The sequence below is a fragment of the Amycolatopsis ponsaeliensis genome (assembly GCF_030182635.1).
In the GTDB taxonomy this organism is placed as follows: Bacteria; Actinomycetota; Actinomycetes; order Mycobacteriales; family Pseudonocardiaceae; genus Amycolatopsis; species Amycolatopsis ponsaeliensis.
Genome location: NZ_JAPZLD010000007.1, coordinates 134,323 through 156,271 on the forward strand (window position 1 = coordinate 134,323; position 21,949 = coordinate 156,271).

General features: G+C 68.9%; 24 protein-coding genes. 17 read left to right on the top strand and 7 right to left on the bottom strand.

Annotation, left to right across the window (positions count from 1 at the left end; genetic code table 11):
• Nucleotides 1-267 precede the first annotated feature (267 nt).
• Nucleotides 268-690, bottom strand: a complete 423-nt coding sequence (locus QQ657_RS12870; protein ID WP_284742326.1) for a hypothetical protein — start codon at nucleotides 688-690, stop codon at nucleotides 268-270.
• Nucleotides 691-998: 308 nt separating this feature from the next.
• A complete protein-coding gene (locus QQ657_RS12875) occupies nucleotides 999-1,277 on the bottom strand; it encodes a hypothetical protein (protein ID WP_284742327.1) in 279 nt (92 codons plus the stop codon).
• 478 nt (nucleotides 1,278-1,755) lie between these two features.
• Here QQ657_RS12875 and QQ657_RS12880 point away from each other — a divergent pair, with 478 nt between their 5' ends.
• The 15 genes from QQ657_RS12880 (at nucleotide 1,756) to QQ657_RS12955 (ending at nucleotide 16,283) form a co-directional block, all read left to right on the top strand.
• On the top strand, nucleotides 1,756-2,127 hold the full coding sequence (locus QQ657_RS12880) for an ArsR/SmtB family transcription factor (RefSeq protein WP_284742479.1): 372 nt from the start codon (nucleotides 1,756-1,758) through the stop codon (nucleotides 2,125-2,127).
• A gap of 272 nt (nucleotides 2,128-2,399) precedes the next feature.
• Nucleotides 2,400-2,606: a hypothetical protein gene (locus QQ657_RS12885; RefSeq protein ID WP_284742328.1), complete on the top strand. Its 207-nt coding sequence runs from the start codon at nucleotides 2,400-2,402 to the stop codon at nucleotides 2,604-2,606.
• 132 nt (nucleotides 2,607-2,738) lie between these two features.
• Entirely contained in the window at nucleotides 2,739-3,512 is a 774-nt protein-coding gene (locus QQ657_RS12890) for a hypothetical protein (RefSeq protein WP_284742329.1), read from the top strand.
• A 631-nt stretch (nucleotides 3,513-4,143) separates the two neighbouring features.
• The gene (locus QQ657_RS12900) at nucleotides 4,144-4,509 is read left to right on the top strand and encodes an ArsR/SmtB family transcription factor (RefSeq protein ID WP_284742330.1); all 366 of its coding nucleotides are present in this window, start codon (nucleotides 4,144-4,146) and stop codon (nucleotides 4,507-4,509) included.
• Between the two features lie 86 nt (nucleotides 4,510-4,595).
• Nucleotides 4,596-5,081 carry an NADH-quinone oxidoreductase subunit B family protein gene (locus QQ657_RS12905; protein ID WP_284742331.1) on the top strand — a complete coding sequence of 162 codons (486 nt, stop codon included), beginning with the start codon at nucleotides 4,596-4,598 and terminating at the stop codon, nucleotides 5,079-5,081.
• A complete protein-coding gene (locus QQ657_RS12910; protein ID WP_284742332.1) occupies nucleotides 5,078-7,090 on the top strand; it encodes a proton-conducting transporter transmembrane domain-containing protein in 2,013 nt (670 codons plus the stop codon). Before QQ657_RS12905 ends, QQ657_RS12910 begins: the two co-directional genes overlap by 4 nt.
• The gene (locus QQ657_RS12915; RefSeq protein WP_284742333.1) at nucleotides 7,087-8,034 is read left to right on the top strand and encodes a respiratory chain complex I subunit 1 family protein; all 948 of its coding nucleotides are present in this window, start codon (nucleotides 7,087-7,089) and stop codon (nucleotides 8,032-8,034) included. The genes QQ657_RS12910 and QQ657_RS12915 overlap by 4 nt, the downstream gene beginning before the upstream one ends.
• Nucleotides 8,035-8,076: 42 nt before the next feature.
• Nucleotides 8,077-8,742 (top strand): hypothetical protein, encoded by a 666-nt coding sequence (locus QQ657_RS12920; protein ID WP_284742334.1) that lies wholly within the window; start codon nucleotides 8,077-8,079, stop codon nucleotides 8,740-8,742.
• Nucleotides 8,739-10,220 (top strand): proton-conducting transporter transmembrane domain-containing protein, encoded by a 1,482-nt coding sequence (locus tag QQ657_RS12925; protein WP_284742335.1) that lies wholly within the window; start codon nucleotides 8,739-8,741, stop codon nucleotides 10,218-10,220. Before QQ657_RS12920 ends, QQ657_RS12925 begins: the two co-directional genes overlap by 4 nt.
• Nucleotides 10,217-11,746 (top strand): hydrogenase large subunit, encoded by a 1,530-nt coding sequence (locus QQ657_RS12930; RefSeq protein WP_284742336.1) that lies wholly within the window; start codon nucleotides 10,217-10,219, stop codon nucleotides 11,744-11,746. Before QQ657_RS12925 ends, QQ657_RS12930 begins: the two co-directional genes overlap by 4 nt.
• 191 nt (nucleotides 11,747-11,937) lie before the next feature.
• Nucleotides 11,938-12,102: a hypothetical protein gene (locus tag QQ657_RS12935; protein ID WP_284742337.1), complete on the top strand. Its 165-nt coding sequence runs from the start codon at nucleotides 11,938-11,940 to the stop codon at nucleotides 12,100-12,102.
• Nucleotides 12,103-12,157: 55 nt separating this feature from the next.
• The gene (locus QQ657_RS12940) at nucleotides 12,158-13,000 is read left to right on the top strand and encodes a hypothetical protein (RefSeq protein ID WP_284742338.1); all 843 of its coding nucleotides are present in this window, start codon (nucleotides 12,158-12,160) and stop codon (nucleotides 12,998-13,000) included.
• Between the two features lie 34 nt (nucleotides 13,001-13,034).
• Complete coding sequence (locus QQ657_RS12945) at nucleotides 13,035-14,867, top strand: phosphoenolpyruvate carboxykinase (GTP) (protein ID WP_284742339.1); 1,833 nt, start codon at nucleotides 13,035-13,037, stop codon at nucleotides 14,865-14,867.
• 80 nt (nucleotides 14,868-14,947) lie between these two features.
• Complete coding sequence (locus QQ657_RS12950; RefSeq protein ID WP_284742340.1) at nucleotides 14,948-15,949, top strand: ribose-phosphate diphosphokinase; 1,002 nt, start codon at nucleotides 14,948-14,950, stop codon at nucleotides 15,947-15,949.
• Between the two features lie 73 nt (nucleotides 15,950-16,022).
• Nucleotides 16,023-16,283, top strand: coding sequence for a hypothetical protein (locus QQ657_RS12955; protein WP_284742341.1), 261 nt, complete (start codon nucleotides 16,023-16,025; stop codon nucleotides 16,281-16,283).
• A 14-nt stretch (nucleotides 16,284-16,297) separates the two neighbouring features.
• Here QQ657_RS12955 and QQ657_RS12960 read toward each other — a convergent pair whose 3' ends face one another.
• The 3 genes from QQ657_RS12960 to QQ657_RS12970 form a co-directional block, all read right to left on the bottom strand.
• Nucleotides 16,298-16,651 (bottom strand): hypothetical protein, encoded by a 354-nt coding sequence (locus tag QQ657_RS12960; protein WP_284742342.1) that lies wholly within the window; start codon nucleotides 16,649-16,651, stop codon nucleotides 16,298-16,300.
• Between the two features lie 316 nt (nucleotides 16,652-16,967).
• Nucleotides 16,968-17,129, bottom strand: a complete 162-nt coding sequence (locus QQ657_RS12965; RefSeq protein ID WP_284742343.1) for a hypothetical protein — start codon at nucleotides 17,127-17,129, stop codon at nucleotides 16,968-16,970.
• The gene (locus tag QQ657_RS12970; RefSeq protein ID WP_284742344.1) at nucleotides 17,129-17,980 is read right to left on the bottom strand and encodes a sigma-70 family RNA polymerase sigma factor; all 852 of its coding nucleotides are present in this window, start codon (nucleotides 17,978-17,980) and stop codon (nucleotides 17,129-17,131) included. Before QQ657_RS12970 ends, QQ657_RS12965 begins: the two co-directional genes overlap by 1 nt.
• 103 nt (nucleotides 17,981-18,083) lie before the next feature.
• Here QQ657_RS12970 and QQ657_RS12975 point away from each other — a divergent pair, with 103 nt between their 5' ends.
• On the top strand, nucleotides 18,084-18,803 hold the full coding sequence (locus tag QQ657_RS12975) for a TetR/AcrR family transcriptional regulator (protein WP_284742345.1): 720 nt from the start codon (nucleotides 18,084-18,086) through the stop codon (nucleotides 18,801-18,803).
• 13 nt (nucleotides 18,804-18,816) lie between these two features.
• Here QQ657_RS12975 and QQ657_RS12980 read toward each other — a convergent pair whose 3' ends face one another.
• Both QQ657_RS12980 and QQ657_RS12985 read right to left on the bottom strand, forming a co-directional pair.
• On the bottom strand, nucleotides 18,817-20,004 hold the full coding sequence (locus tag QQ657_RS12980) for a polysaccharide pyruvyl transferase family protein (protein WP_284742346.1): 1,188 nt from the start codon (nucleotides 20,002-20,004) through the stop codon (nucleotides 18,817-18,819).
• Between the two features lie 65 nt (nucleotides 20,005-20,069).
• The gene (locus QQ657_RS12985) at nucleotides 20,070-20,591 is read right to left on the bottom strand and encodes an OmpA family protein (protein WP_284742347.1); all 522 of its coding nucleotides are present in this window, start codon (nucleotides 20,589-20,591) and stop codon (nucleotides 20,070-20,072) included.
• A gap of 444 nt (nucleotides 20,592-21,035) precedes the next feature.
• Here QQ657_RS12985 and QQ657_RS56690 point away from each other — a divergent pair, with 444 nt between their 5' ends.
• Nucleotides 21,036-21,419, top strand: coding sequence for a hypothetical protein (locus QQ657_RS56690; protein ID WP_350310670.1), 384 nt, complete (start codon nucleotides 21,036-21,038; stop codon nucleotides 21,417-21,419).
• Nucleotides 21,420-21,949 lie beyond the last annotated feature (530 nt).

The following is a 21,949-nucleotide window of genomic DNA, read 5'->3' on the forward strand; positions in this document are numbered from 1 at the left end:
CTGAGTGTGCGGAGTCGTTGCAGCTCGCAGCGCTGGGCGTGGGCGCTACGTCCGATAAGCCTGGTCGAAGCGGATGCCCTGCGCTACCGTTCGCCCGGCGACCTCGGCTGGCCCCTCCCCCTTCCGCCGGCCGGGGCCGCCCCACCTGACCGGGTTCTCGCAGGCTCCCGTCTTCGTGGACACATTTCCTGTCACCCGCAGGACGCGGTCGCACGTCCACGGACTCGGCGGACCCTGGCGACCCATCGTGATGTGGCCATGACGTATTCACGCACCGGCGCGCTGTTGGACGGCCTCGACGTGCCTGCCGGTCCGCGCTTGAAGGTTCGGACGGACGGGCTTGCCGCGGCCCAGGCGGGCGAGCTGCTGCTGCCAGGCGCAGTTGAGGACGTCGACCGCTCTGATACCCACCCGCAGTATCCTGGCCACGCTTTCGTGCGTCGTGCCGCCAAGGATGCCGGGGCGGGAAGCCCAGGTCGTGGGTGATCGGTCTGTCCAGGCGACCGCACTACTGCGCGCGGCGTCGATCATGCTTGCCCGGCCGCGGAAGTCGCCGGTCACCATCAGTGAAATGGTCACCATGGCCGGGCTCTCATCGGCGCTCGAAGTCTCCACGGGGGCCGTCAGCCGCTCAAGGTGATTGCGTGTCAACAGCGAAGGGTGCCGAGCAAAAATCGGCGTCGACGTCACCGGACACTAGTTAGCCTGGCCAGCCTCCGACGCGCGTCAAAGAATCGTGAATACGCCGTCCCCCACGGCATGTTCGACGTCGGCTCGCAGATTGGCGAACGCCTCGAACATGTCGAATACCTGCCCGGTCGCCAGACTCCTGCGAGGGCTTGTCGAGATAGAACATCAGGCGCTGCGCGGTTCCGACGAACAGGCGGCCGTTTGGCCCGGTTGCTGCACGGAAGAGCGGGCCGGCGGGGTACTCGCCGCGAGTTATGACGGTCCAGATCAACAGCGACACAACGCGCTGAAGCCCGGCCATTCACAGATCAGTGATCATCAGGTTCTCCACCTGAAACCGGAGACGGTTGTTGACGGCCACCGCGCCAGGCGCGCGCCGGGTTCTCAAGCAGGCGTGGTCGGCACTGTTGCGTAGCAGGAGCGCCGTCGAGAATGACAATCCCGTCCGCGACCTCCATGCAGATCGTGCCCTCAGCGCGACCACGGCCGAAGATCTCCTGCTCGACCTCCGTCTGGAGTTCGACGTCGTCGCGCAGGAACGGCCGTAGCACGTCGAGTCGACTGCCCGTGCCAACCAGCCTGCCCATGGGTCTACGCACACGCCGGGCACGGACGCTGCCGCGAGCGCCCGCACGGCGGCACTCAACCCGGCGTCGGGAGCAATGCAGGTCGCTGAGGCGGTCGTCACCTCATCGGCAGTCGTGGCTGCCGACGTGCGCCAGCGGGCGCGGGCTGCGGCTCCGCAGAGCAGTGGCGGCACGTCCCCTCCGCCGTGGAACTCCAGTTTCGTGGGCACGTCGGCTTCCGAGACCATGCCGACCGGCCGGAGGCATCGATGACCGGTACGGCCTCGCCGAGGCGAGCGGCTTGGATCGCTACGATCTCCCTGATCGACGTTTCAGGGACGGCAGTGGTCACGGCTCTCATCATCAAGTCGCCGACGGTGATCTCACGCATCCGCCACCGCCAGCGCGAGCCTGTCGCTCGCGACAAAGTTACAGACTTGCTAAGCTTAGCAAGTCTTACACGTTGCCGTTGCGGCTGCCTGGCGAGAAGGGACCTTCGGTGAGTAGGCCTCTCTATCAAGCCAAGGCCGAATTCTTCAAGACCCTCGGTCATCCCGCGCGGATCCGGGTGCTCGAGCTACTCAGTGAACGTGAACACGCGGTAGCCGAGATGCTGCCCGAGGTGGGGATCGAGGCGGCGAACCTGTCGCAGCAGCTGGCCGTGCTGCGGCGCGCCGGCCTGGTCGTGACCCGCAAGGAAGGCTCGACCGTGTACTACTCCCTGACCAGCCCGCATGTTGCCGAGCTGCTGGCGGTTGCGCGACAGATCCTCACCGGCGTACTGACGGGCCAGATCGAACTCCTCGACGACCTGCGCGAACCTGCGGCTTCGACCGGAGCCCGGTCGTCGGGGAGCAAGCGCAGCGTGTGAGCTCCCCGCGATCGCCGGGGTACCCATTGACGAGGAAGTCGATGGCCGTCACGCGTAGCGGCCATCGTCGCTCGCGACGACGCGGTCCCGCCGCCTCACGGTCGCCTGCATCCACCCGAACCAACGCCCCGCACCCTGGCCGTGGCCAGAAGTGTGAGGCTTCTCGCGCAACGCAAGACTTGCGAAATTTCTTAAGTGCTTAGACTATAAGAGCGGCGTGGAGGTGGCGGTTCGCCGGCACCGACGTCGGGGACGGGAAGAGGCGACAAACGATGAGCGAGTTCGTGACCGTGCTCCGGGGACGGATCGACAGGGCACGCGAGGATTTGGCCGCAGCGCGGGCCGCCGAGCGCGACGACGACGTCGACCTCCACACCGCCCGCATCGAGGAACTGCTTGATCTCGCCGAGCGGTACAGCGTGGATACCGCGACGTGGATCGACCGCGCGGAGTTGCCCGCCGAGGATGTCAGTCGCTGAGGTCGGCCGAGGTCGCGAGTCGTTCCGGGGTCAAGGCAGCGGGGTATCGCATACAGGACCGGAGGGCGCGCAGCGATGAGTTCGGAACGGCCACCGTCGGAGGCTGGACAAGGGAATTCGCGGGTCGCGATCGTGTCCGACGGCAGCGCTTTGCCGCGCGGTGCCGACGTGAGTGCGATGCTGCGAGCAGACGCGGCCTTGATCAGCGACCTGGGCGGAATCCCGGCATTGTCGCAGGTGATCCTGGCCGACAGTCCTGACGGTCTCGCGGCGGGCGTGCGCGGACTGCCCGCTGACATCGGATCCGTCCTGCTCGCACACGTCGAGGTGGAACGCGCCTATCACGTCACCCATGAGCTGCAATCTCATGGCGTTCGCCCGACGGTGTCAGAGCACGACGTGAGCGCCGTCGTGCTGGCGGCCGTCGCACTTCGGTCCATGGCTTTCGATGGTCGCAGCCCTCAGCGGTGCACCATGGTGCTCGCCGGCGCGCGGGAACTGCCGATGCTGTCGACCATCCTGATGGCATCAGGAGTCGCGGACATCACCACGTGGAACTTGTCCGACGCCGTCGTGTTCCCGCTGCATACGGTGCTCCACGGCGCCGACATGGTGATCGATCTGGTCAATGAATCCGTCGCGGCGGCGGACTACCGGCGAGCCGGGATCGCGGTGATTTCCCGCGAAGACGCCCACGTCGTGCCCTTCGTCAGCGCCGGTCTGCTGCGTGCAGCCGCGGGCACAGCCGGACTGAGACTCGACACCGAAATACTGGCCGCGTGTGCGCGGGCGCTGGCGCCCGAGTTGCCCAGCAATCGCCCGCTCGCGCGCGGTCAGGGCTTGAGGCTCACTCGCCTGATCGTCGACATCGCGGCCGGCGTCCATCTCAGCCGTCTCCGCCGGTAATCTGCCCCTAGCCCGCTGCACGCCAACGAATGGGCATTCCGGCCCGGCTCAGGACGGTACGTGCGGTCGCGCAAGGTCGCGATATGCCCACGCATGGGCCCAACCGGCTCGGCGGCAACTCGCTGCTCGACCCGCTGGTGTTCGACCGCCACGCGGGACTCGGCACGGCAGCCGGGGTCGAGGGCCACCGGCAACTCAACCGGGCTGACACCTCACCCTCGATCTGCGCAGCATGCTCACGGTCAGTGAATGCATTGCACAAGCAGCTTTGATGCGCCCGGAGTCGTGGCGGCCATACCCGGGATGACTTTCCCCGGATGAGCCCGCAGTGGCGCAGCACGCTGGTCGCCTGCGGCCTGGCCGAGACTCGGTGGTCGTGTAGCCGCAGAGCCAGGAGCTGGCGCAAACGGAGCTGTTCGGTCTCTTCGACCTCGACGGGCTGACGAACTATCACACCAGCGATGCGCTGGCCACACACCCGCTGGCGCCGTAACCGCGCGCTCCATCGTCTCTGCGCCACTCTGCAGACCTCGTGGTGTTGGCGAACTCCCCCGGGCTCACTTCGTTTCAGACTTGCTAAGCTTCGCAACTGTTGAACATAAGATCCGCACGAATGCAGGAGACTTGTCGAGTGACCAGCACCGACCATCGGGCGAAGGCGGCGTTCTTCAAGACGCTGACCCACCCTGCGCGGATCCGGGTGCTGGAACTGCTGAGCCACCGCGAGTACGCGGTCGCCGAGATTCTGCCGGAGGTGGGAATCGAGAAGACGAACCTGTCCCAGCAGCTTGCGGTGCTGCGCCGGGCCGCGCTGGTGACGACGCGCAGGGAAGGCTCGACGGTGTACTACTCACTGACCAGCCCACACGTGGCTGAACTGCTCGGTATCGCCCGCACGATCCTCAGCAGCGTGCTCTCCGACCAGATCGGCCTGCTCGACGACCTGCGCACACCGCCGCCCTCCGCCGCTCCGCCACCGGGGCCAGACCGGGGATGAGCCGCGACCGCCCCGCCCGATTCTTGCCTCCGTCACCAGGGCGGGGCGGTCGCACCACTGTCGGTCAACAAAGTCGGGAGCCAAATGTGCTGGGACTGTGGCGCAAGATCCATAGGACGGGGCGGGTGGCCGAACCAGCGCCGCCACAGCCTGCCGGGCCACAACCGGAAGCCGCGCGGCTGTTGGGCGGGTCGGTGCAGGTGCGGCACGTGGACGCCGGGTCGTGCAACGGCTGCGAGGTGGAGATCGGATCGGCGTTCGGGCCGGTGTACGACGCGGAGCGCTACGGCGCCCGGCTGGTCGCCTCTCCCCGTCACGCCGACGTCCTCCTGGTTACCGGGCCGGTGACCCGCAACATGGCCCAGCCATTGCGTCGCACCTACGAGGCGACACCGGAACCTCGGTTGGTCGTCGCCGTCGGCGATTGCGCCCGCAACTGCGGGGCGTTCGCCGGCGCCTACGGCGTGGCCGGTGCGGTCTCCGATGTCGTGCCGGTGGATGTCGAGATCGCTGGGTGCCCGCCGCGGCCCGAGGCGATCGTCGAAGGATTGCGGAAGCTCACCGGGCGATGAACCTCCTGGAACTGACCTTCACCCTCACTGTGGCAGCCGGCCTGCTCAGCGCCACCGCCACCACCCTCGTGTCGACCTCGCCCCGCTCCGCCGTGGCCGGGACGGGCACCGCGATCACTGGGGTTCTGGCCGTGGCTGCCGGTGTCATGGCGGTGGGCGGCCGGTCGTTCACCCTCGCCCTGCCCGCTGTGCTTCCTCTGTCGGGCGTGTCGTTCACCCTCGACCGGCTGGGCGGGGTGTTCGTCGCGGTCACCGGCGGAGTCGCGGTCGCCACCGGGATCTACGGGATCTCCTATGCCCGGCGCGGCCTGGATTCCCGGGGAGTCCAGGCCGCGCTGCCCGTCTTCGTCACCGCGATGCTGCTGGTCCCGGCCGCCTCAAGCGTCGGCACGTTCCTGCTGTGCTGGGAGCTGATGGCGCTGGCGTCACTGTTGCTGGTGCTGGCCGAACACCGCCAGCGCCCGCAGGTCGCGTCGGCAGGCCGCTGGTACGCGGTGATGACCCATCTCGGGCTGATAAGCATCCTCATCGGACTGCTCGTCGCCGCCGCGCACGCGAGCGACGACACCTTCGGCGCACTGCGCGCCGCCCACCTCCCGCCAGCGACCGCCGGGCTGGTGTTCGTCCTGACCTTCGTCGGGTTCTCCTCGAAAGCCGGGATCCTGCCCCTGCACGCCTGGCTCCCGCGAGCGCACCCCGAAGCGCCGAGTCACGTCTCGGCCCTGATGTCGGCAGCCATGGTCAACCTCGGCATCTACGGCATCGTGCGGGTCGGGTTCGACCTGCTCGGCGGCGGGCCCCGCTGGTGGTGGCTGCTGATCCTGGCACTCGGCGCCGCCTCGGCTGTGTACGGGATCCTCCAGGCCGCCATGAGCACCGATCTGAAACGGCTGCTCGGCTACTCCACGACCGAGAACATCGGCCTGGTGCTGCTCGGCGTCGGCGCGGCCGGGCTGTTCACCGCCGCCGGGAACCGCGACCTGGCCGGCCTTGCGCTGGCCGCGGCGCTGCTGCACGTGGTCGGGCACGCGGCGTTCAAGACCCTGCTGTTCCTGGCCGCCGGGTCGGTCCTGCACGCCACCGGGACCCGCGACCTCGATCAGCTCGGCGGGCTGCGCGCCCGGATGCCGGTGACCACCGCGTTGTTCGGGTGGGGTGCGCTGGCCGCGTCGGCGTTGCCACCGGGGACTGCGTTCGTGTCCGAATGGCTGCTGCTGCAGGCGTTGATCCACGGGCTGCCGGCCTCCGGGGTGGCGACGGCGATCGCGATGCCGCTGTCGGTGGCCGCGGTCGCGCTCACCGCGGGGCTGGCGGTCGCGACGTTCGTGAAGGCGTTCGGCGTGGGATTCCTCGCCCGGCCCCGCAGCACTGGCGCCGAGAACGCGCACGAAAGCCCGCTCGGCATGCTGGCCGGGATGGGGCTGGCCGCGCTCGCGTGCGCGGTACTGGCAGTCCTGCCCGGCGTGGTCCTGCCGGGGCTGAGCCGGACCGCGGCGATCGTCACCGGATCCGCCGATCCCGTGGCCGCGGACGTGGTGATGGTGCGGCTGGCCGGAATCACCGGCGCGCTCTCGCCCCTCCTGCTCACCCTGACCCTGCTGCTCGGCATGATCGCCACGGTCGGGGTGCTGCGGGTGGTGGCCGCGCGGCGCGTCCGGCGGGTAGCCCGGCTGTGGGACTGCGGTGCCGGACCGATGTCGCCGCGGATGGAGTACACGGCGACCTCGTTCGCCGAGCCGCTGCAGCGGGTCTTCGACGACGTGGTGCAGCCCGAAACCGACGTCGACGTCACCCACCACCGGGAGTCGGCCTACCTCGTGCAAGCCGTGGCCTACCGACGCCGGGTGCCGGACCGGATCGAGCGGCGGCTCTACGAGCCGGTCCTGGCCACAGTCGCCCGGTGGGGGCAGGCCGGGCGACGGCTGGCCACCGGCAGCGTGCACCGCTACCTCGGTTACGGCTTCTACACCGTGTGCGGGCTCCTGGTCCTGCTGGCGGTGACCCGATGAGCGCAGCGGGCATCGTCGGCGGGATCGTGCAGCCGGCTGTGGTCCTCGGCGGATCACCGCTGCTGGTCGGCGTGATGCGGCAGATCCGGGCGCGTCTGGAAGGCCGCGCCGGCGCGGGAGTGCTGCAGCCATGGCGGGACCTGCGCAAGCTGCTGCGCAAGGAACCGATCACCCCACGCGGAACAAGCGAGGTGTTCCGGATCGCGCCGCTCGTGCTGGTGGCGACCACGTCGGTCGTCGCCGTGGTGGCGCCGTTCGCGACGGCTGATTCGGCGGTTGGGCCGGTCGCGGACCTGTTCGCGGTCGTCGCGCTGCTGACGCTGGGAACGGTCGCACTGGCGCTGGCCGGGCTGGACACCGGCACCGCGTTCGGCGGGATGGGCTCGAGCCGGGAGATGACGATCATCGCGCTGGTCGAGCCGACCCTGCTGGTGGCGATCTTCGCGCTGTCGGTGCGGGTCGGGTCGACGAACCTGGCCTCAATCGTTACGTCCACATTGGACGATCCGGCGCGGGTGATCTCCCCGGTGAGTCTGCTGGCGGCGGTCGCGCTGGTCGTGGTGATCGTTGCCGAGACTGGGCGGCTGCCGGTGGACAACCCTTCCACGCACCTGGAGCTGACCATGGTGCACGAGGCGATGATCCTCGAGTACGCGGGCCCGGACCTAGCGCTGGTGGAGCTGGCCTCGGCGATGCGGCTGAGCGTGTTCCTCGGGCTGCTGGCGAACCTGTTCCTGCCCTGGGGCATCGCCACCTCCGCCGCCCCGCTGGCGATCGGGTTCGGCGTGCTGGCCTGGATCGTCAAGGTGACGTTGCTCGGATCGCTGCTGGCCGCGGGCGAGGTGTTCCTGGCGAAGCTGCGGCTGTTCCGGGTACCGGAGCTGCTGGCCGGCTCCTTCCTGCTGGCGCTGCTCGCGGTCGCCGCGTCGTTCTTCCTGGCCTGACGTGAAAGGACGTCCCGACATGTACGTGTGCTGGTGCCCGTCATGAGCGACACCGTCTTCGTGCAGCTGCTGGACCTCGCGTGCGGGGCGTTGCTGCTGACCGCGGTACTGATCCTTTGGCGCCGCGAGCTCACGGTGATCATCCGGGTCTTCGCCGTCCAGGGCGTCGCCCTGGCGGCGCTCGTCGCGGTACTGGCCGCGCACGAGCGGTCGGCCGAGCTCGGCGCGGTCGCCGTGGGGATCGCCGTCCTGCGAGCCGGGGTGCTGCCGTACTTGCTGCGCCGCGTCCTGGCGCGCGGTGGCGAGGTGCGACGGGAAACCCGCCCGCTGGTCAACGTCGCGTCCTCGCTGCTGGCCGCCGCGGTCCTGACCATGCTCGCCTACGCCGTCTCTCAGCCGTTGATCGCGCTCGCCCCGTCCCCGGCGACCCAGGCCGTCCCGATCGGGCTGACCGTGGTGCTGATCGGCTTCTTCGTCCTGGTGACCCGTCGGCGCGCGCTCTCGCAGCTGGTCGGGTTCCTGTTGATGGACAACGGGATCACCGCGGTCGGGTTCCTCACCACCGCTGGTGCCGGGCTCGTCGTGGAGCTCGGGGTGTCGCTGGACGTGTTGCTGGTCGTGCTGGTGCTGCAGATCCTCACTACGCGCATGCGGGAGACCTTCGGCGACGCCGACCTCGACGAGTTGCGAGAGCTGCGCGACTCATGACCACCTTCCTGCTGCTCGCCCCGATCGCGGTGCCGCTGCTCGGCGCGCTGCTCTACCTCGGTGCCCGGTGGCGGCAGGCGACCCGCTGGGTCAGCGCCGTCAGCGCGACCCTGATGCTGGCCGCTGCGATCACCCTCGCGGTCGATGTCGCTACGTCCGGACCACGCACCGCACTCGGCGGACTGCTACGGGCCGACGCGCTCACCGCGTTCATGCTGATCGTCATCGGCGCGGTCGGGTTGCTGGCCACCGCGGCGACGCCGGCGTTCCTGCGCGGCGAAATCGATGGCGGCCGCGCCACCGCACGGACCGCGACCCGGCACAGCGTGCTGGTGCAGCTGTTCCTGGCCGCCATGGCGCTGGCCGTGCTAGCCGCCGACCTCGGGGTGCTGTGGGTCGCGGTCGAGGCCACCACCATCGTCACCGCGTTCCTGGTCGGGCAACGCCGCACCCGCCACGCCGTGGAGGCCGCCTGGAAGTACGTCGTGATCTGCTCGACCGGAATCGCGCTGGCACTCCTAGGCACGTTCCTCCTCAACTACGCGGCCCAGCACGCGCCTGGTACCCCGGGGCTGGACCTGGCCGCGTTGACCCAGCACGCGGCCGGGCTCGACCCGGGTGTCACGCGGATCGCGATCGCACTGCTGATCATCGGGTTCGGTACCAAGGCCGGGCTGGCGCCGCTGCACGCCTGGCTGCCCGACGCGCACTCGCAAGCGCCCGCGCCGGTGTCGGCGCTCATGTCCGGGGTGCTGCTGGCGGTCGCGTTCTACGCGGTCCTGCGGGTCAAGGTGATCGCCGACGTCGTTCTGGGCAGCGACTTCGCCCGGGCGCTGCTGCTGGTCATGGCGCTCGCCTCGCTGCTGCTCGCGGCCTCGTTGCTGCTGGCGCAACGGGACTACAAACGGATGCTGGCCTACTCCAGCATCGAGCACCTGGCTCTGGTCGCCTTCGGTGCCGCGGTCGGTGGCCCGCTCGCCTACGCCGCGATCCTGCTGCACATCCTCGGCCACGGCCTGGTCAAGGGCGTGCTGTTCCTGGCCGCCGGACGGATCCTGCAGAGCGAGGCCACCAGCCGGATCGACGCCGTCCGAGGTCTGGTCGCCCGCCAGCCGGTGGTCGCCGGATGTCTCGGCCTCGGCGTGCTCGCACTCATCGGGCTTCCGCCGTTCAGCGTCTTCGCCAGCGAACTCGGCATCGCCCGCACCGGCTTCGCCGGAGGGCTCGGCTGGGCCACCGCCGCCGTGCTCGCGGTCGTGGTGGTCATCGCCGCCGCGCTGCTCGGGCACACCAGCCGCATGCTGCTCGGCACCGCACCCGAGGGACCCGGCGCCGCGCCCGCGCCCAGGCCGATCCCGGCCACGCTCGGACTCACGCTGGTCACCGGCCTGGTCGCCAGCGCCGTACTCGGTGTCACCGCGGGCCCGCTCGGCTCGCTGCTACGGCTCGCCGCCGGGACTCTGACAGGAGCATCATGACCGCCAACCCGGACTCGTTCAGCGACGAGGTCGGCTATCGCCGCTCCGCCCGCACCATCACCCCCGGCGAACTGCCCCACCGTGCCCGGGGACTGCTCGCGCACGGCTACCGTGTCGCGCTCGTCGCCGGACACGACGACGGCCACCGGCTGCGCGCCGTCTATCTCTTCACCGCCGCCGATCCCGACCGTCGCGTGGAACTGCACGTCCCGCTCGATCCCACCCGGCCCGAGCTGCCGAGCCTGGCCGGATTGTCCTTCCCCGCCGGGCGATTCGAACGCGAGATGCGCGACCTGTTCGGCATCGTGCCTGCCGATCATCCGCTGCCGCGGCGGCTGGTCCGCCACTTCCACTGGCCGGCAGGCTGGTACCCGATGCTCAACGACACCGGCGAACCACCCGAATTCGGTACCCAGGACGGGCCGTACCCCTTCCGGACCGTGGAGGGAGACGGCGTCTACGAGATCCCGGTCGGCCCGGTCCACGCCGGGATGATCGAGCCAGGACACTTCCGCTTTTCCGTAGTCGGCGAGACAATCCTCAACCTCAAAGCCCGACTCTGGTTCGTGCACCGAGGCATCGAGAAGCTGTTCCAGGGCCGTCGCCCCGAGGCAGCACTCGAGCTGGCCGAACGGATCAGCGGTGACACCGCCGTCGGCCACACGTTGGCGTTCTGCCAGGCCGTGGAAGACGCCTTCGCGATTCCCGTCCCCGAGGACGCGCAGCGGATGCGGGCGATCCTGCTGGAGCTGGAACGGCTCTACAACCACGTCACCGACCTCGGCGCCCTGTGCAACGACGTCGCTCACGGCATTCTGAACACCCACGCCCAACGGGTCCGCGAACAGTTGCTGCGGCTCAACGACCGGGTCACCGGCCACCGGCTGCTGCGCGGAGCGATCCGGCCCGGTCGGACCGACCTCGTCCAGCTGCCGGATGCGGCCGGCCTTGCCTCGATCAGCGCCGATATCGCCGAGATCGTGCAACTCGCGCTGGGCAACACCGTGGTCGCCGACCGCTTCACAGGCACCGCGGTCCTCACTCGGGAACAAGCCACCGACCTCGGCACCCTCGGCTACGTCGCCCGCGCCAGCGGCCTGACCGGCGATGCCCGCCACGACCACCCGTTCCTGGCCGCCGAGTTCCCCCGCGCCCGCCACACCCGCACCGACGGGGACGTGCTGTCCCGCTTCCTCGTGCGTGCGGAGGAGATCGGCCATTCGATCGCGCTGATCGGGCACTTGCTCGACCATCTCGAGGAGCGCGTGTCCTCGGCGGCGAGTGCACTGGCCCACACGCCCTACTCTGGCGCCCGATCCGGCGTCGGCATCGTCGAGGGCTGGCGAGGCACCATCGTCCATCGTATCGAATGCTCGGCCGACGGTCTGCTCACGCGGGTGAAGATCGTCGATCCCAGCTTCTTCAACTGGCCCGCGCTGCCGGTGGCGCTGGCCGACACGATCGTTCCGGACTTTCCGTTGACCAACAAGAGCTTCAACCTGTCCTACGCCGGCAACGACCTCTGACCTGGGCAGCTGGCCGACCCCCGATCGAGTGTGTGCAGCCTCGCAAAACCCAAGACTTGCAAACTTCATTAAGTAATAAGAAGATGGATTCGTCAGAGCGGAGGTTTGTCGTGCTCCTGTGCCGGCAGCGGACCAGAGACCAGGTGAGCGTGAGCGAATTCGTGACCGTCTTGCGGACTCGGGTCAGGGCCGTGCAGGACGCCCTGAACGCCGCACGCGAGGTCGGGCACGACTACGAGAGCGACCTCCACGTCGCCCGGCTCCGGGAACTACTGGACCTGGCCGAGCGCAACAGCGTCGACACCACCGGATGGGTCGACCCCGCGGACCTGACGGCCGTGCCGTACCAGGACTGACCGATGACGTTCGCATCCTCGATGACGGCGCCCTGCGGGGCAGCGGAGGTGCTCGATGAACCGTGACGGCACGCGGCAACGAGACGCCGACGAGCACCGCTGGGCGGCCGTCGTCTCCGACGGCAGCGCGCTGGGCGACCGCGCAGCCGGACCTGTCGACCTGATCGTGCGCGAGTTCGCCGAGCACCTCGGCGGCCTGGCCCGGGTAATGGTGCGGCCGGTGACCGTGGATGCCGCCGACGCGGCAGAACTCGCCGCGGGTATCCGCGCCCTGGGGGCCGAGGCCGGACCGATCCTGCTGACCCACGCCGACCCCGAACGGACCCGCCTCGTGCAGCAGGATCTGCGCGACGGTGGAATGCCTCTGGTGCTCACCGACCAGGACGCCACTGCGATCGCGCTAACGGCGGCCGTCCTGGCCGCGGTCGCCGACCGGCCGCCCGCCTCGCGGATCGGGAAAGTGGTCGTCGCCGGTGCGCAGTACCTCCCGATCCTCGCCCCGCTGCTCGCCGCGGCCGGAGTCGGGGACATCACCACGTGGAACGCCTCGGACGCGGTGGCCTTTCCGCTGCGGCACGTCGTGTACGGCGCCGACGCCATCGTCGATCTGGTCGGCGCCCTGCCCGGCTGGGTCGATGACGACCGCCACGCTGAGATCGCTGTGATCACCCGCGGGGCCGCGCGCACCGCTCCCTGCGCCGCAGCCGGCCTGCTGCGTGCAGCCTTGCGCGACCCGGCAACGACCTTCGATCTCGCGACGTATCGCACCGCTGCACGAGCCTTGGTCTCCGCGCACGCGGTCGATCTGCCGTTCACGCAGCGGAACGCTCAGGTCCTGGCCGACCGAGTGACCGATGCGGTCAGGTCACCGATCAATACCCTCCACGTCGCCCCATAGCGACCATCGCATGCGCAGCAAAGGAAGCCACAGGATGACCACCATGGGTGTCTCGATGTTGAGCACGATCACCGGACTGGACTCGGCCCCCACCACGCACCGCAACCTGCTGGCCTGGGTCCAGGAGGTCGCGGACCTGACCGCGCCGGAGCGGGTGGTGTGGTGCGACGGGTCGGACGACGAATGGCGCCAGTTGACCACGGACCTGGTCAACGCGGGCACCCTGGTACGGCTACGGCAGAAGCCGAACTCCTTCGCTGCCGCCTCCGATCCCGACGACGTCGCGCGCGTGGAGGACCGCACCTACATCTGCTCCGAGGACGAAGCCGACGCCGGACCCACCAACAACTGGATGGACCCGGTCGACATGAAGATCATTATGACCGAGCTGTACCGGGGCAGTATGCAAGGTCACACGATGTACGTGGTCCCGTTCTGCATGGGCCCGCTCACCGACGAACACCCGAAACTCGGCGTCGAGATCACCGACTCCGCCTACGTCGCGGTGTCCATGCGACTGATGACCCGGATGGGCGCGATGGCGCTGGAGCGCTTTAGCGACGACGCCGAGTTCGTGAAGGCCCTGCACTCGGTCGGCGCCCCGCTCAAACCCGGCCAGGCCGACGCGCCCTGGCCGTGCAGCCCCGTCAAGTACATCACGCACTTCCCCGAGGATCGCACCATCTGGAGCTACGGCTCCGGCTACGGCGGGAACTCGCTGCTGGGCAAGAAAAGCTACTCCCTGCGCATCGGCTCGGTGCTGGCGCGCGACGAAGGCTGGCTCGCCGAGCACATGCTCATCCTCAAACTCACCTCCCCGGCCGGCGCCGTCCACTACATCGCCGCGGCGTTCCCCAGCGCCTGCGGCAAAACCAACCTGGCGATGCTCCAGCCCACCCTGCCCGGCTGGAAAGCCGAGCCCCTCGGCGACGACATCGCATGGCTGCGCTTCGGCCCCGACGGCCGACTCTACGCAGTAAACCCGGAGTTCGGGTTCTTCGGCGTCGCACCCGGCACCGGCTACCGCACCAACCCGGTCGCGATGCGGATGATCGAACAGGGCAACGCAATCTTCACCAACGTCGCCATCTCCGACACCGGAGACGTGTGGTGGGAAGGCATGACCGAGCAGGTCCCCCAGCACCTCACCGACTGGCAGGGCCGGGACTGGCACCCCGACTTCGCCGAACCCGCCGCCCACCCCAACTCCCGGTTCTGCACCCCGATCCAGCAGTGCCCGACCCTCGCCTCCGAGTGGGACGACCCGGCCGGGGTGCCGATCTCGGCGATTCTGTTCGGCGGACGCCGCGCCACCACGATGCCGCTGGTGGTCGAGTCCCGTGACTGGCAGCACGGGGTCTTCCTCGGCGCCACGCTGTCCTCGGAAACCACCGCCGCGGCCACCGGCGAGGTCGGTGTGGCCCGCCGCGACCCGATGGCGATGGGCCCCTTCGTCGGCTACCACGTCGGTGACTACTTTGCGCACTGGCTGGCCCTCGGTGCCGGCGCGGATCCCGCCAAGCTGCCTCGTATCTTCGGCGTCAACTGGTTCCGCCGCGGCGGCGACGGCCGCTTCCTGTGGCCTGGGTTCCGGGACAACTCCCGTGTCCTGGCTTGGATCACCGGCCGCATCGACGGGACCGCCGGCGCCGTGGACACCCCACTCGGCGCCGTACCGGCCGCCAGTGACCTGGACCTGACCGGGCTGGACACCGATCCCGCCGATGTCGAGGCCGCCCTGGCCGTCCACCCCGGGGAATGGCCGGTCGAGCTCGACCTGATCCGCGACTGGTTCAGCACCATCGGCGACAAGCTGCCCAGGGAGCTGCGCGACGAGTTCGACACACTGGTCCGCTGCCTGGGCTGACCCGATCTCCGTTGAGTGGAGCCGGAAGCACTCCGCTACGCGCCCGTATCCGGTACGCCGACGAAGGACACCTCCGCAGAATGAGCCAGCAATCCACGACCATGCCGACCCGCCGCGAAGGCGCCGTCACCAAACGCATGATGCTCGTCTCCGGTGGCGCCCACCCTGCGCTCGCCGAGGCGCTCGCAGACCACCTCGACACCACCGTCGCGCCACGCGTGGCACACGTCTTCGCCAACGGCGAGACCTTCGTCCGCTTCGAGAAGTCGCTGCGCGGCTGTGACGTGTTCCTCGTGCAGTCCTTCACCGAACAGCTCAACACGTGGCTGATGGAAGCCCTCATCACCGTCGACGCCCTCAAACGCGCCAGCGCCAAACGCATCACGGTGATCCTGCCGTTCTACCCCTACGGCCGGCAGGACAAGAAACACCGCGGACGCGAACCCATCTCCGCCCGACTGGTCAGCGACCTGTTCGCCACCGCGGGTGCGAATCGGCTGATGAGTGTCGATCTGCACACAGCGCAGACCCAAGGGTTCTTCAACGGCCCCGTCGACCACCTGCTCGCGCAACCACTGCTGGCCGACCACATCCGCCGCAGCCACCCCACCGCGGCACTCACCGTCGTCGCCCCGGACTCCGGACGCGTGCGCCTGGCCGAACGATGGGCCGACCTACTCGGAGGCTGCCCTATCGCGTTCATCCAGCACCGCGACGCCCTCCACGCCCAGCACCCCGACGCCACTCAGATCGTTGGCGACGTCGAAGGCCGGCTCTGCGTGGTCGTCGATGACATGATCGACACGGGCGCCACCATGACCGGCGCGACACGCCTGCTCTTGAGCAAAGGGGCATTCAGCGTCGTGGCCGCAGCCACCCACGGTGTCTTCTCCGGCGACGCCGTGGACCATCTCGCCGCCAGCGGTATTCACCAGGTGGTCGTCACCGACACCGTCCCTATCCCGTTCGTCAGGCGCTTTCCCCAGCTCACCGTCCTGCCGATCGCGCCGCTCTTGGCCAAGGCGATCCGCGCAGTCTTCGACGACGGCTCCGTCACTAACCTATTCGACGGACACGCCTGAGACTCGCCGGTCCTCCTCGACCAGACAGGTGGTGCAACAGGTCGTGGGCTGCGGCCAGAGTGTCCGGCAAGCGATGCAGCCGAACCGTCGGGCGGGCCGCCGTAACCAGCTGCGGGTCCTCGAAGAGCCGATCGACGATCCGGCGGCGAGCGTGCCTGATGCGATGACCAAGGCCGGCGTCTCGCTCAGCGAGCACCACGGCACCAGCCCGGCCGAGCGCCGCGGTGGTCTCCCCACCGTCGAAGACGCTGCGCAGCACGTCGGCGACCAGCCCCATGACCATCGGCCGGGACCAACCGGTCACCTCGGACATGTCGACGTCGATCACCAGTAGCACGAGCGTCTCCGTTACGTCGCGGTCGGTCCGCGCGGCGTGGCGGTACACCTCACCCAACCGGGCACGCAGATACGCTCCGTCGCCAGGCCGGTGTACGACTCGGTCGTCGCGACGTCACAGATCCCGCTCGCGACATCGGCCCAGCCCACCGCGGCGGCGCGGAGCATGGCAAACGGCGCGACATGGGGATCGGCGGAAATCATCCCGTCTGCGTCCAAATCGCTGTCAAGGACCGCGTCAAGCGCGGCGACGTCGTACAGCGTCTCGTCCAAGCCGGCGCCCGTGCGTGCCCGCGACCCGCCCAGGACGGTCAGCGCCGCGATCAGGTCACCGCGGAACAGCGCCGAGCCGCACACGGCGTCCACTTCGGGTACCGCCCAGTCGCTCGGAAACCGCCATCCACTGGTGATACTCGCTATCCGCCAGCGGCTGCGCAGTCTCCACACGGCACAGCCCGTCCCGCCGACGTGGCCTCGATCGCCCACTGGCCCGCCCTCCACGCCATCACAATTCGTGACGGCTTGCGTCGCCATTCCCGTTGGTGTCGAGAGTTCGACGGAGCTCGTCGCCGACCGTGACGCAAAGAGTCCACTAGATCCGCCGGATGAGCTAACCCTCACGAGTTATTCATCCCGCACAGGTGATGGCCACTGACGGACTCATACGAGGCGGGCCAGCCAATCATGGAGCGGCGGTGGTCACCTGTGGCTCAGGAGTGTCGGCGAGGCTCGCCGCGGTTTCGTCGTGGTCCGCATCGGCGGTGAGACCCGGCCATTGCAGGCCGATCTCGGCGACCAGCGAATCGAAGATGGGCGTTGCCGAGCCGACAGCCGTGTCGTTCATCAACGTTCCTGCCGAGTCGAGCTACCGACCGGCCTACGACACTCGACGCCTGGGGTGAGTGTGCTGCCAGCCTGGCGCGCACACCGCCCGCCCGGGTCGACCGCCGTTCGACAGGTCATGCAGACCGCGACGTGCGCGGCAATCGACTCCGACCGGCCCTCCGGGAGCTCACCCCGGAGCCACGAGCCGAACTGACGCCGCGCCTGAGAACAGGACCGCTCTCCCGTCACGGGACTCTGCTGGGCTCGAAGGTAGGCCTGCCGCAGCCCCTCTCGGGCACGGCAGGCCAATGCGGCGACCCCATTGGGCGACACGCCCAGCACAGGCGCCAGCTCAGCCGCCGTACGCCCTTCGGCGACCGTGCTCCACAGCACCATCCGCCACCGGACCGGCAAGGTGTGGAAAGCAGACCTGACCAGCTCATCAGTCGAGCGCCGCAAAGCCAAATCGTCGGCCCCCTCGGCCTCCCCGACTCCGGGGACCACAGCGTGGGGCTCGACCCGCCCTCGGTATCGGCTCCACCGGGCGGCCAGGTTGCGCATCGTCACGACGAGGTACGGACGGAGGTTCTCGCGCGGCCCGCCGCCGGCGCGCAACACGGCGAGGACACAGGAGAACGCCTCCGCTACCAGGTCGTCCCGTTCGGCTGGCTGATTCACCCAGCCCGCAGCGACCCGGCGCAGGGGTTCGGCATGCCGGCGGAAAAGCAAACCACCCGCGCCGCCGTCCCCCTGCCGGAACTCGGCGATCAGCCGAGCATCCGACGGGTCACCGTCGTCCACCGCATCCCACATCGCGTTCTCCGATTCAACCAGTGCCAGACACCGCGGCGGCCTGCGGAAGGCAGTCACTCACCCGCCACCCACACAACCAACACGCTCCGTGACTATTCGGGGCCTAAAGTAACAGATACAGAAGTGTAGCCCCTACCCTCCTCCCGATAGAGTCCCCGAGGTGACGCCCTCTTCAGCACATCCGGGTCCCGGCGACGGGCGCGCTGCCCGCTGGGCAGGGCAGCGCGAACGCCGGCGTCGCGAATACGTCGATGCTGCTCTGCGAGCGATCGCCGAGCACGGCCCCGACGTGTCGACCGGACGCATCGCCGACGTCGCCGGCGTCGCTCGCCCCCAGCTCTACAAGCATTTCGACGACACAACCGACCTGAAGCGGGCGATCGCCGACCGGGCCACCGAGCTCATCACCGCCGCGCTGCTGCCGGTGTGGGAACCGCACGGCAGCGCGATGCAGATGATCGCCGTCGCGGTCGACGCGCACACCGGCTGGCTCGCCGACAATAGCAATCTCTACCGCTATCTGACCCGGCATTCCCAGATCGGGAGAACTTCAGGTCGGGACGCCGTTGCCGACGTCAAGACCGTCATCGCGCGCCAACTCACCCAAGTGTTCGGCTTCTACCTAACGGCGTTCCAGCTGGACGCGCGCATCGCCGACGTCATTTCCTTCGGCGTCGTCGGCCTCGTCGACTCCTGCACCGCGCAATGGCTCGAAAGCCCCCAGGACCTCACGAGAACCCAGCTCACCGACCTGCTCACCCGCTGGATCTGGCGCATTCTCGACGATTCGCTGCGCGTCGGCGGAATCGAACTTGACCCGCACCTGCCCCTGCACCCGCCGCCGCGGGAGCCGCCGCCCTCCCCCGGCCCGCCGGCGTGAACCACCCGCGGCATCAACGTTCGAGACTCGACCGGCGGGATCGCAGGGTCAGCCGACGCGCCAACGAAACAGTCGCCGGTTCAACCACCCCGGCGGGCCGGGGACCGTAGATCGCTTCGGCGACCGAGCGTTTCAGGGCGCGACACCGACGGAGGACGTCCGGCGGGAACCCGCTGCCTGCGGGCCGCGCCGGCGGTTCGGAGTCGTCCACGTCCGAGAACGTCCAGCCAGAGCCGAGGTCGATCAGGCCACGGTGCTTGGGCGTGTAATACCCGCGGGACACGCTGACCGCGACGCCGGTCGCGCCGGCGGCGGCCGCGAGCAGGTGCATGTGGTAACGACTGGATATCCAGGTCTGGCCCGGTGCCACAGGCAGGCCGCGGCGCCACACCTCGCGGAACGGGTGGAATTCGGCACCGTCCAGTTCGGACTCCAGGAGCGCTGGAACGGTGCGATCCACCCGCGGGATTCCTTCGACGACCGCCAGCCGTCCCGGGTCGACACCCCAAGCCCGCATGGTGTCCAGCAGTCGGGCGGCCAGCGAGCACGGTGCAACGGTGCCGATGTCGGACTGCAGGCACACCACGAATTCCCTGGGATCCCTTACGGGCGCCGGTTCGGGCAGCTCGAGAAAGACGTCGTCGCACGTGCTCGCGCCCCGGTCCAGCATCTCCGCCGACGGATTGTCGCGCGTGTCGACCACGTCGACGTGCTCGGCCAGCGCCCGGAGGAGATCGGCCGCGCCGGGCGGGACCGGAACCAGGCCCTGCCCGGTCATGGCGGTGCTGGCCCCGCAGCGCCGGGCGGCCGCAGCCACGCCCGCAATCAGCCCGATATGCCGAGGCCAGAGCGCGTTCAAGTAGCCGCCGCCGATCAGATGGACCACGTCGGTTCGTCCGAGCAACTCAATGCCCGCGTCCCACCGCGGCGCGAGCCCGGGGTCGTCCACTGCCGCCCGCACCCAGTCCGCCACCTCCCCCGGATCGTCCGACGACGCTTCCCCACACAGTCGCCACAGGGTGTCCGTACACCGGAGCCGGGGATGCAGGTCGCCGAGCAAGAGCTGCGCGGGACCGGGGGAATGAGTGTCAAGCCAGACATCGGCTTCCGGTTCGGTTCTGGCCAAGTAGCGCAGCCACGTCGCGGCGATCAGCTCGTCGCCGAAGTTCGGGAAGCCGCTCGGTCCGACGAGGTAGTGCACGCGGCGGGCTCCCGCAGGCGAGACCAGGGCGGACGGCCGAGCCCAGCCGACGCCGCTGCCCAAAGTCACTGCGCGACGCTGATCTGCGTGTTCAACGCCTGGTCGCCTTGAGCCTTTTCGTTGCCGGTCGCGTCCTGCGCAACGCGGTCCTTGGCCACCCCGAGCCCTTCGAGCGCAGAGGTGATCGCCTCGGCGCGCTTCTCGGACAGCGTCTTCGCCTTTTCCGTATCGGGGTAACCCGCATGGGTGGCGACACTGATCTTCACGGCATTGCCCTGCAGCGCCTTGGCGATCTCGCCGAGCGTCTGCGTCGCCTGCGCGGTCAGGTCGGCTTTCTCCGGTTCGAAGGTGATCGGCGACTGCTGCAGCGCCTGCTCGATCGACGCGGTCACCTGCTGGGTCGTGCCCCCGGCACTCTGCCCCTGCGAACTCGGATCCGCGGCACCCGACGACGCGGCAACACCACCAGACGAGCTGAGATCCGGGCCGGACGACGCGGTGTTGTTGGTGCCGTCCGAGCCGCACCCCGTGACCAAGCCCGCCACGATCGCGACTCCTGCTGCCGTTTGGACGATTGTCCTGCGCATGAACTTCAAGCTCCTTTACGAGTGCTTCGCGTCGACTGACGCCAGGGATACGAACACGCCGGCATTGACGCGGCAACCACACCTGAACGCCTCCGACGTATTCCCAAGCCGCCGTCACGTCGTGCCGGCAACGCGTCTACCAGGAAGACCGGCGACCAATACGACTTCGACCAGCCATCCACGCAGTGGGTAACAACAACGCGCAGATCCACCCGCGTGAGGGACCTCGGCCACCCGCGTGAAGAAACCCAGCGGCACCAGCCACGACAGCAAGAGCGCGACAGGATAGCGCCACCGGTGCCACGAACCGACGGCGAGCAGTGCTCTTCACCCAGCCACCCGGCTTGAGTTGCGCTCCAGCGCCGAACGCCTTTGATAGAACACATCAACCGGGTGATATCCGAACCCCGATCACCCGGCCCCGGAAACGAAGCGAGGAGTGCCATGGGTATCGACTTCGACAGCCTCAAGAACGTCGCCAACGGCGACAACGTCGATCAGGCCGCCGAGTTCGCGAAATCCCACTTCGGCGACCACGCCGACACGATCGACGCAGCCGCCGCGAAAGCAAAGCACTTCCTCAACGACGACTTGAACGGCGAGCAGCCGACCGGAGGCGGTGGCGAGAACACCGTGGCCGACGACTACGGCCGCCACGCGATCAACAGCGCCGACTGTCCGCAGGGGGACCATGACGATCACCATTCCGTGGACGAACATGTCGGCGATTCGACCCCCGGAGACAGCCGTCACACCGACATGCCCACAGGCGGATACGCGGAGAACTCCGACGACAGCGGAAATCCCGAGCACGGGTACGGCGGTTAAGTGCCGCGTGTCCGACACCTCGCACGCCGCGTGCATCTCGGAATGGGTCGGGCTCAGACAACCGCGCAGAAAGTGCGGGCTCACCAGCCGAGCACGGCCGTCAACTCGGGGCACCTGGGCGACGTACAGCACACGCCGCGTCACGCCCCTCCGCGAAGACCACACTCTGCAACAGGCGGCCGACCAGTCGTGACACTGCTCCCGGTCGCTGTCGACGGCAGATCACCGGCCAGTATGGCAACCAACAGCTGCGGGTCGACCGAAACGCGAGTGGTCGATCCAGTCGGCGCACGTCACGAATCGACGATCTCGTAGAAGTATGAGACCGACAAGGGTCGCAGGGGATCAAATCCTTCGGCCCGACCGGAGCGGCCAGCTTATTCAGGCAGCGCTGGCCTTTTCATGTTCAGAATCAGTCGGAACGGGCAAGACCCGAGAATGCCATATACATGTCACACAGCCCGACCTCCTGGGTCAAGCGGCATCGCCGATAGGCCAACGGACGGTCGCCTCGACCAAAACATGAGCCG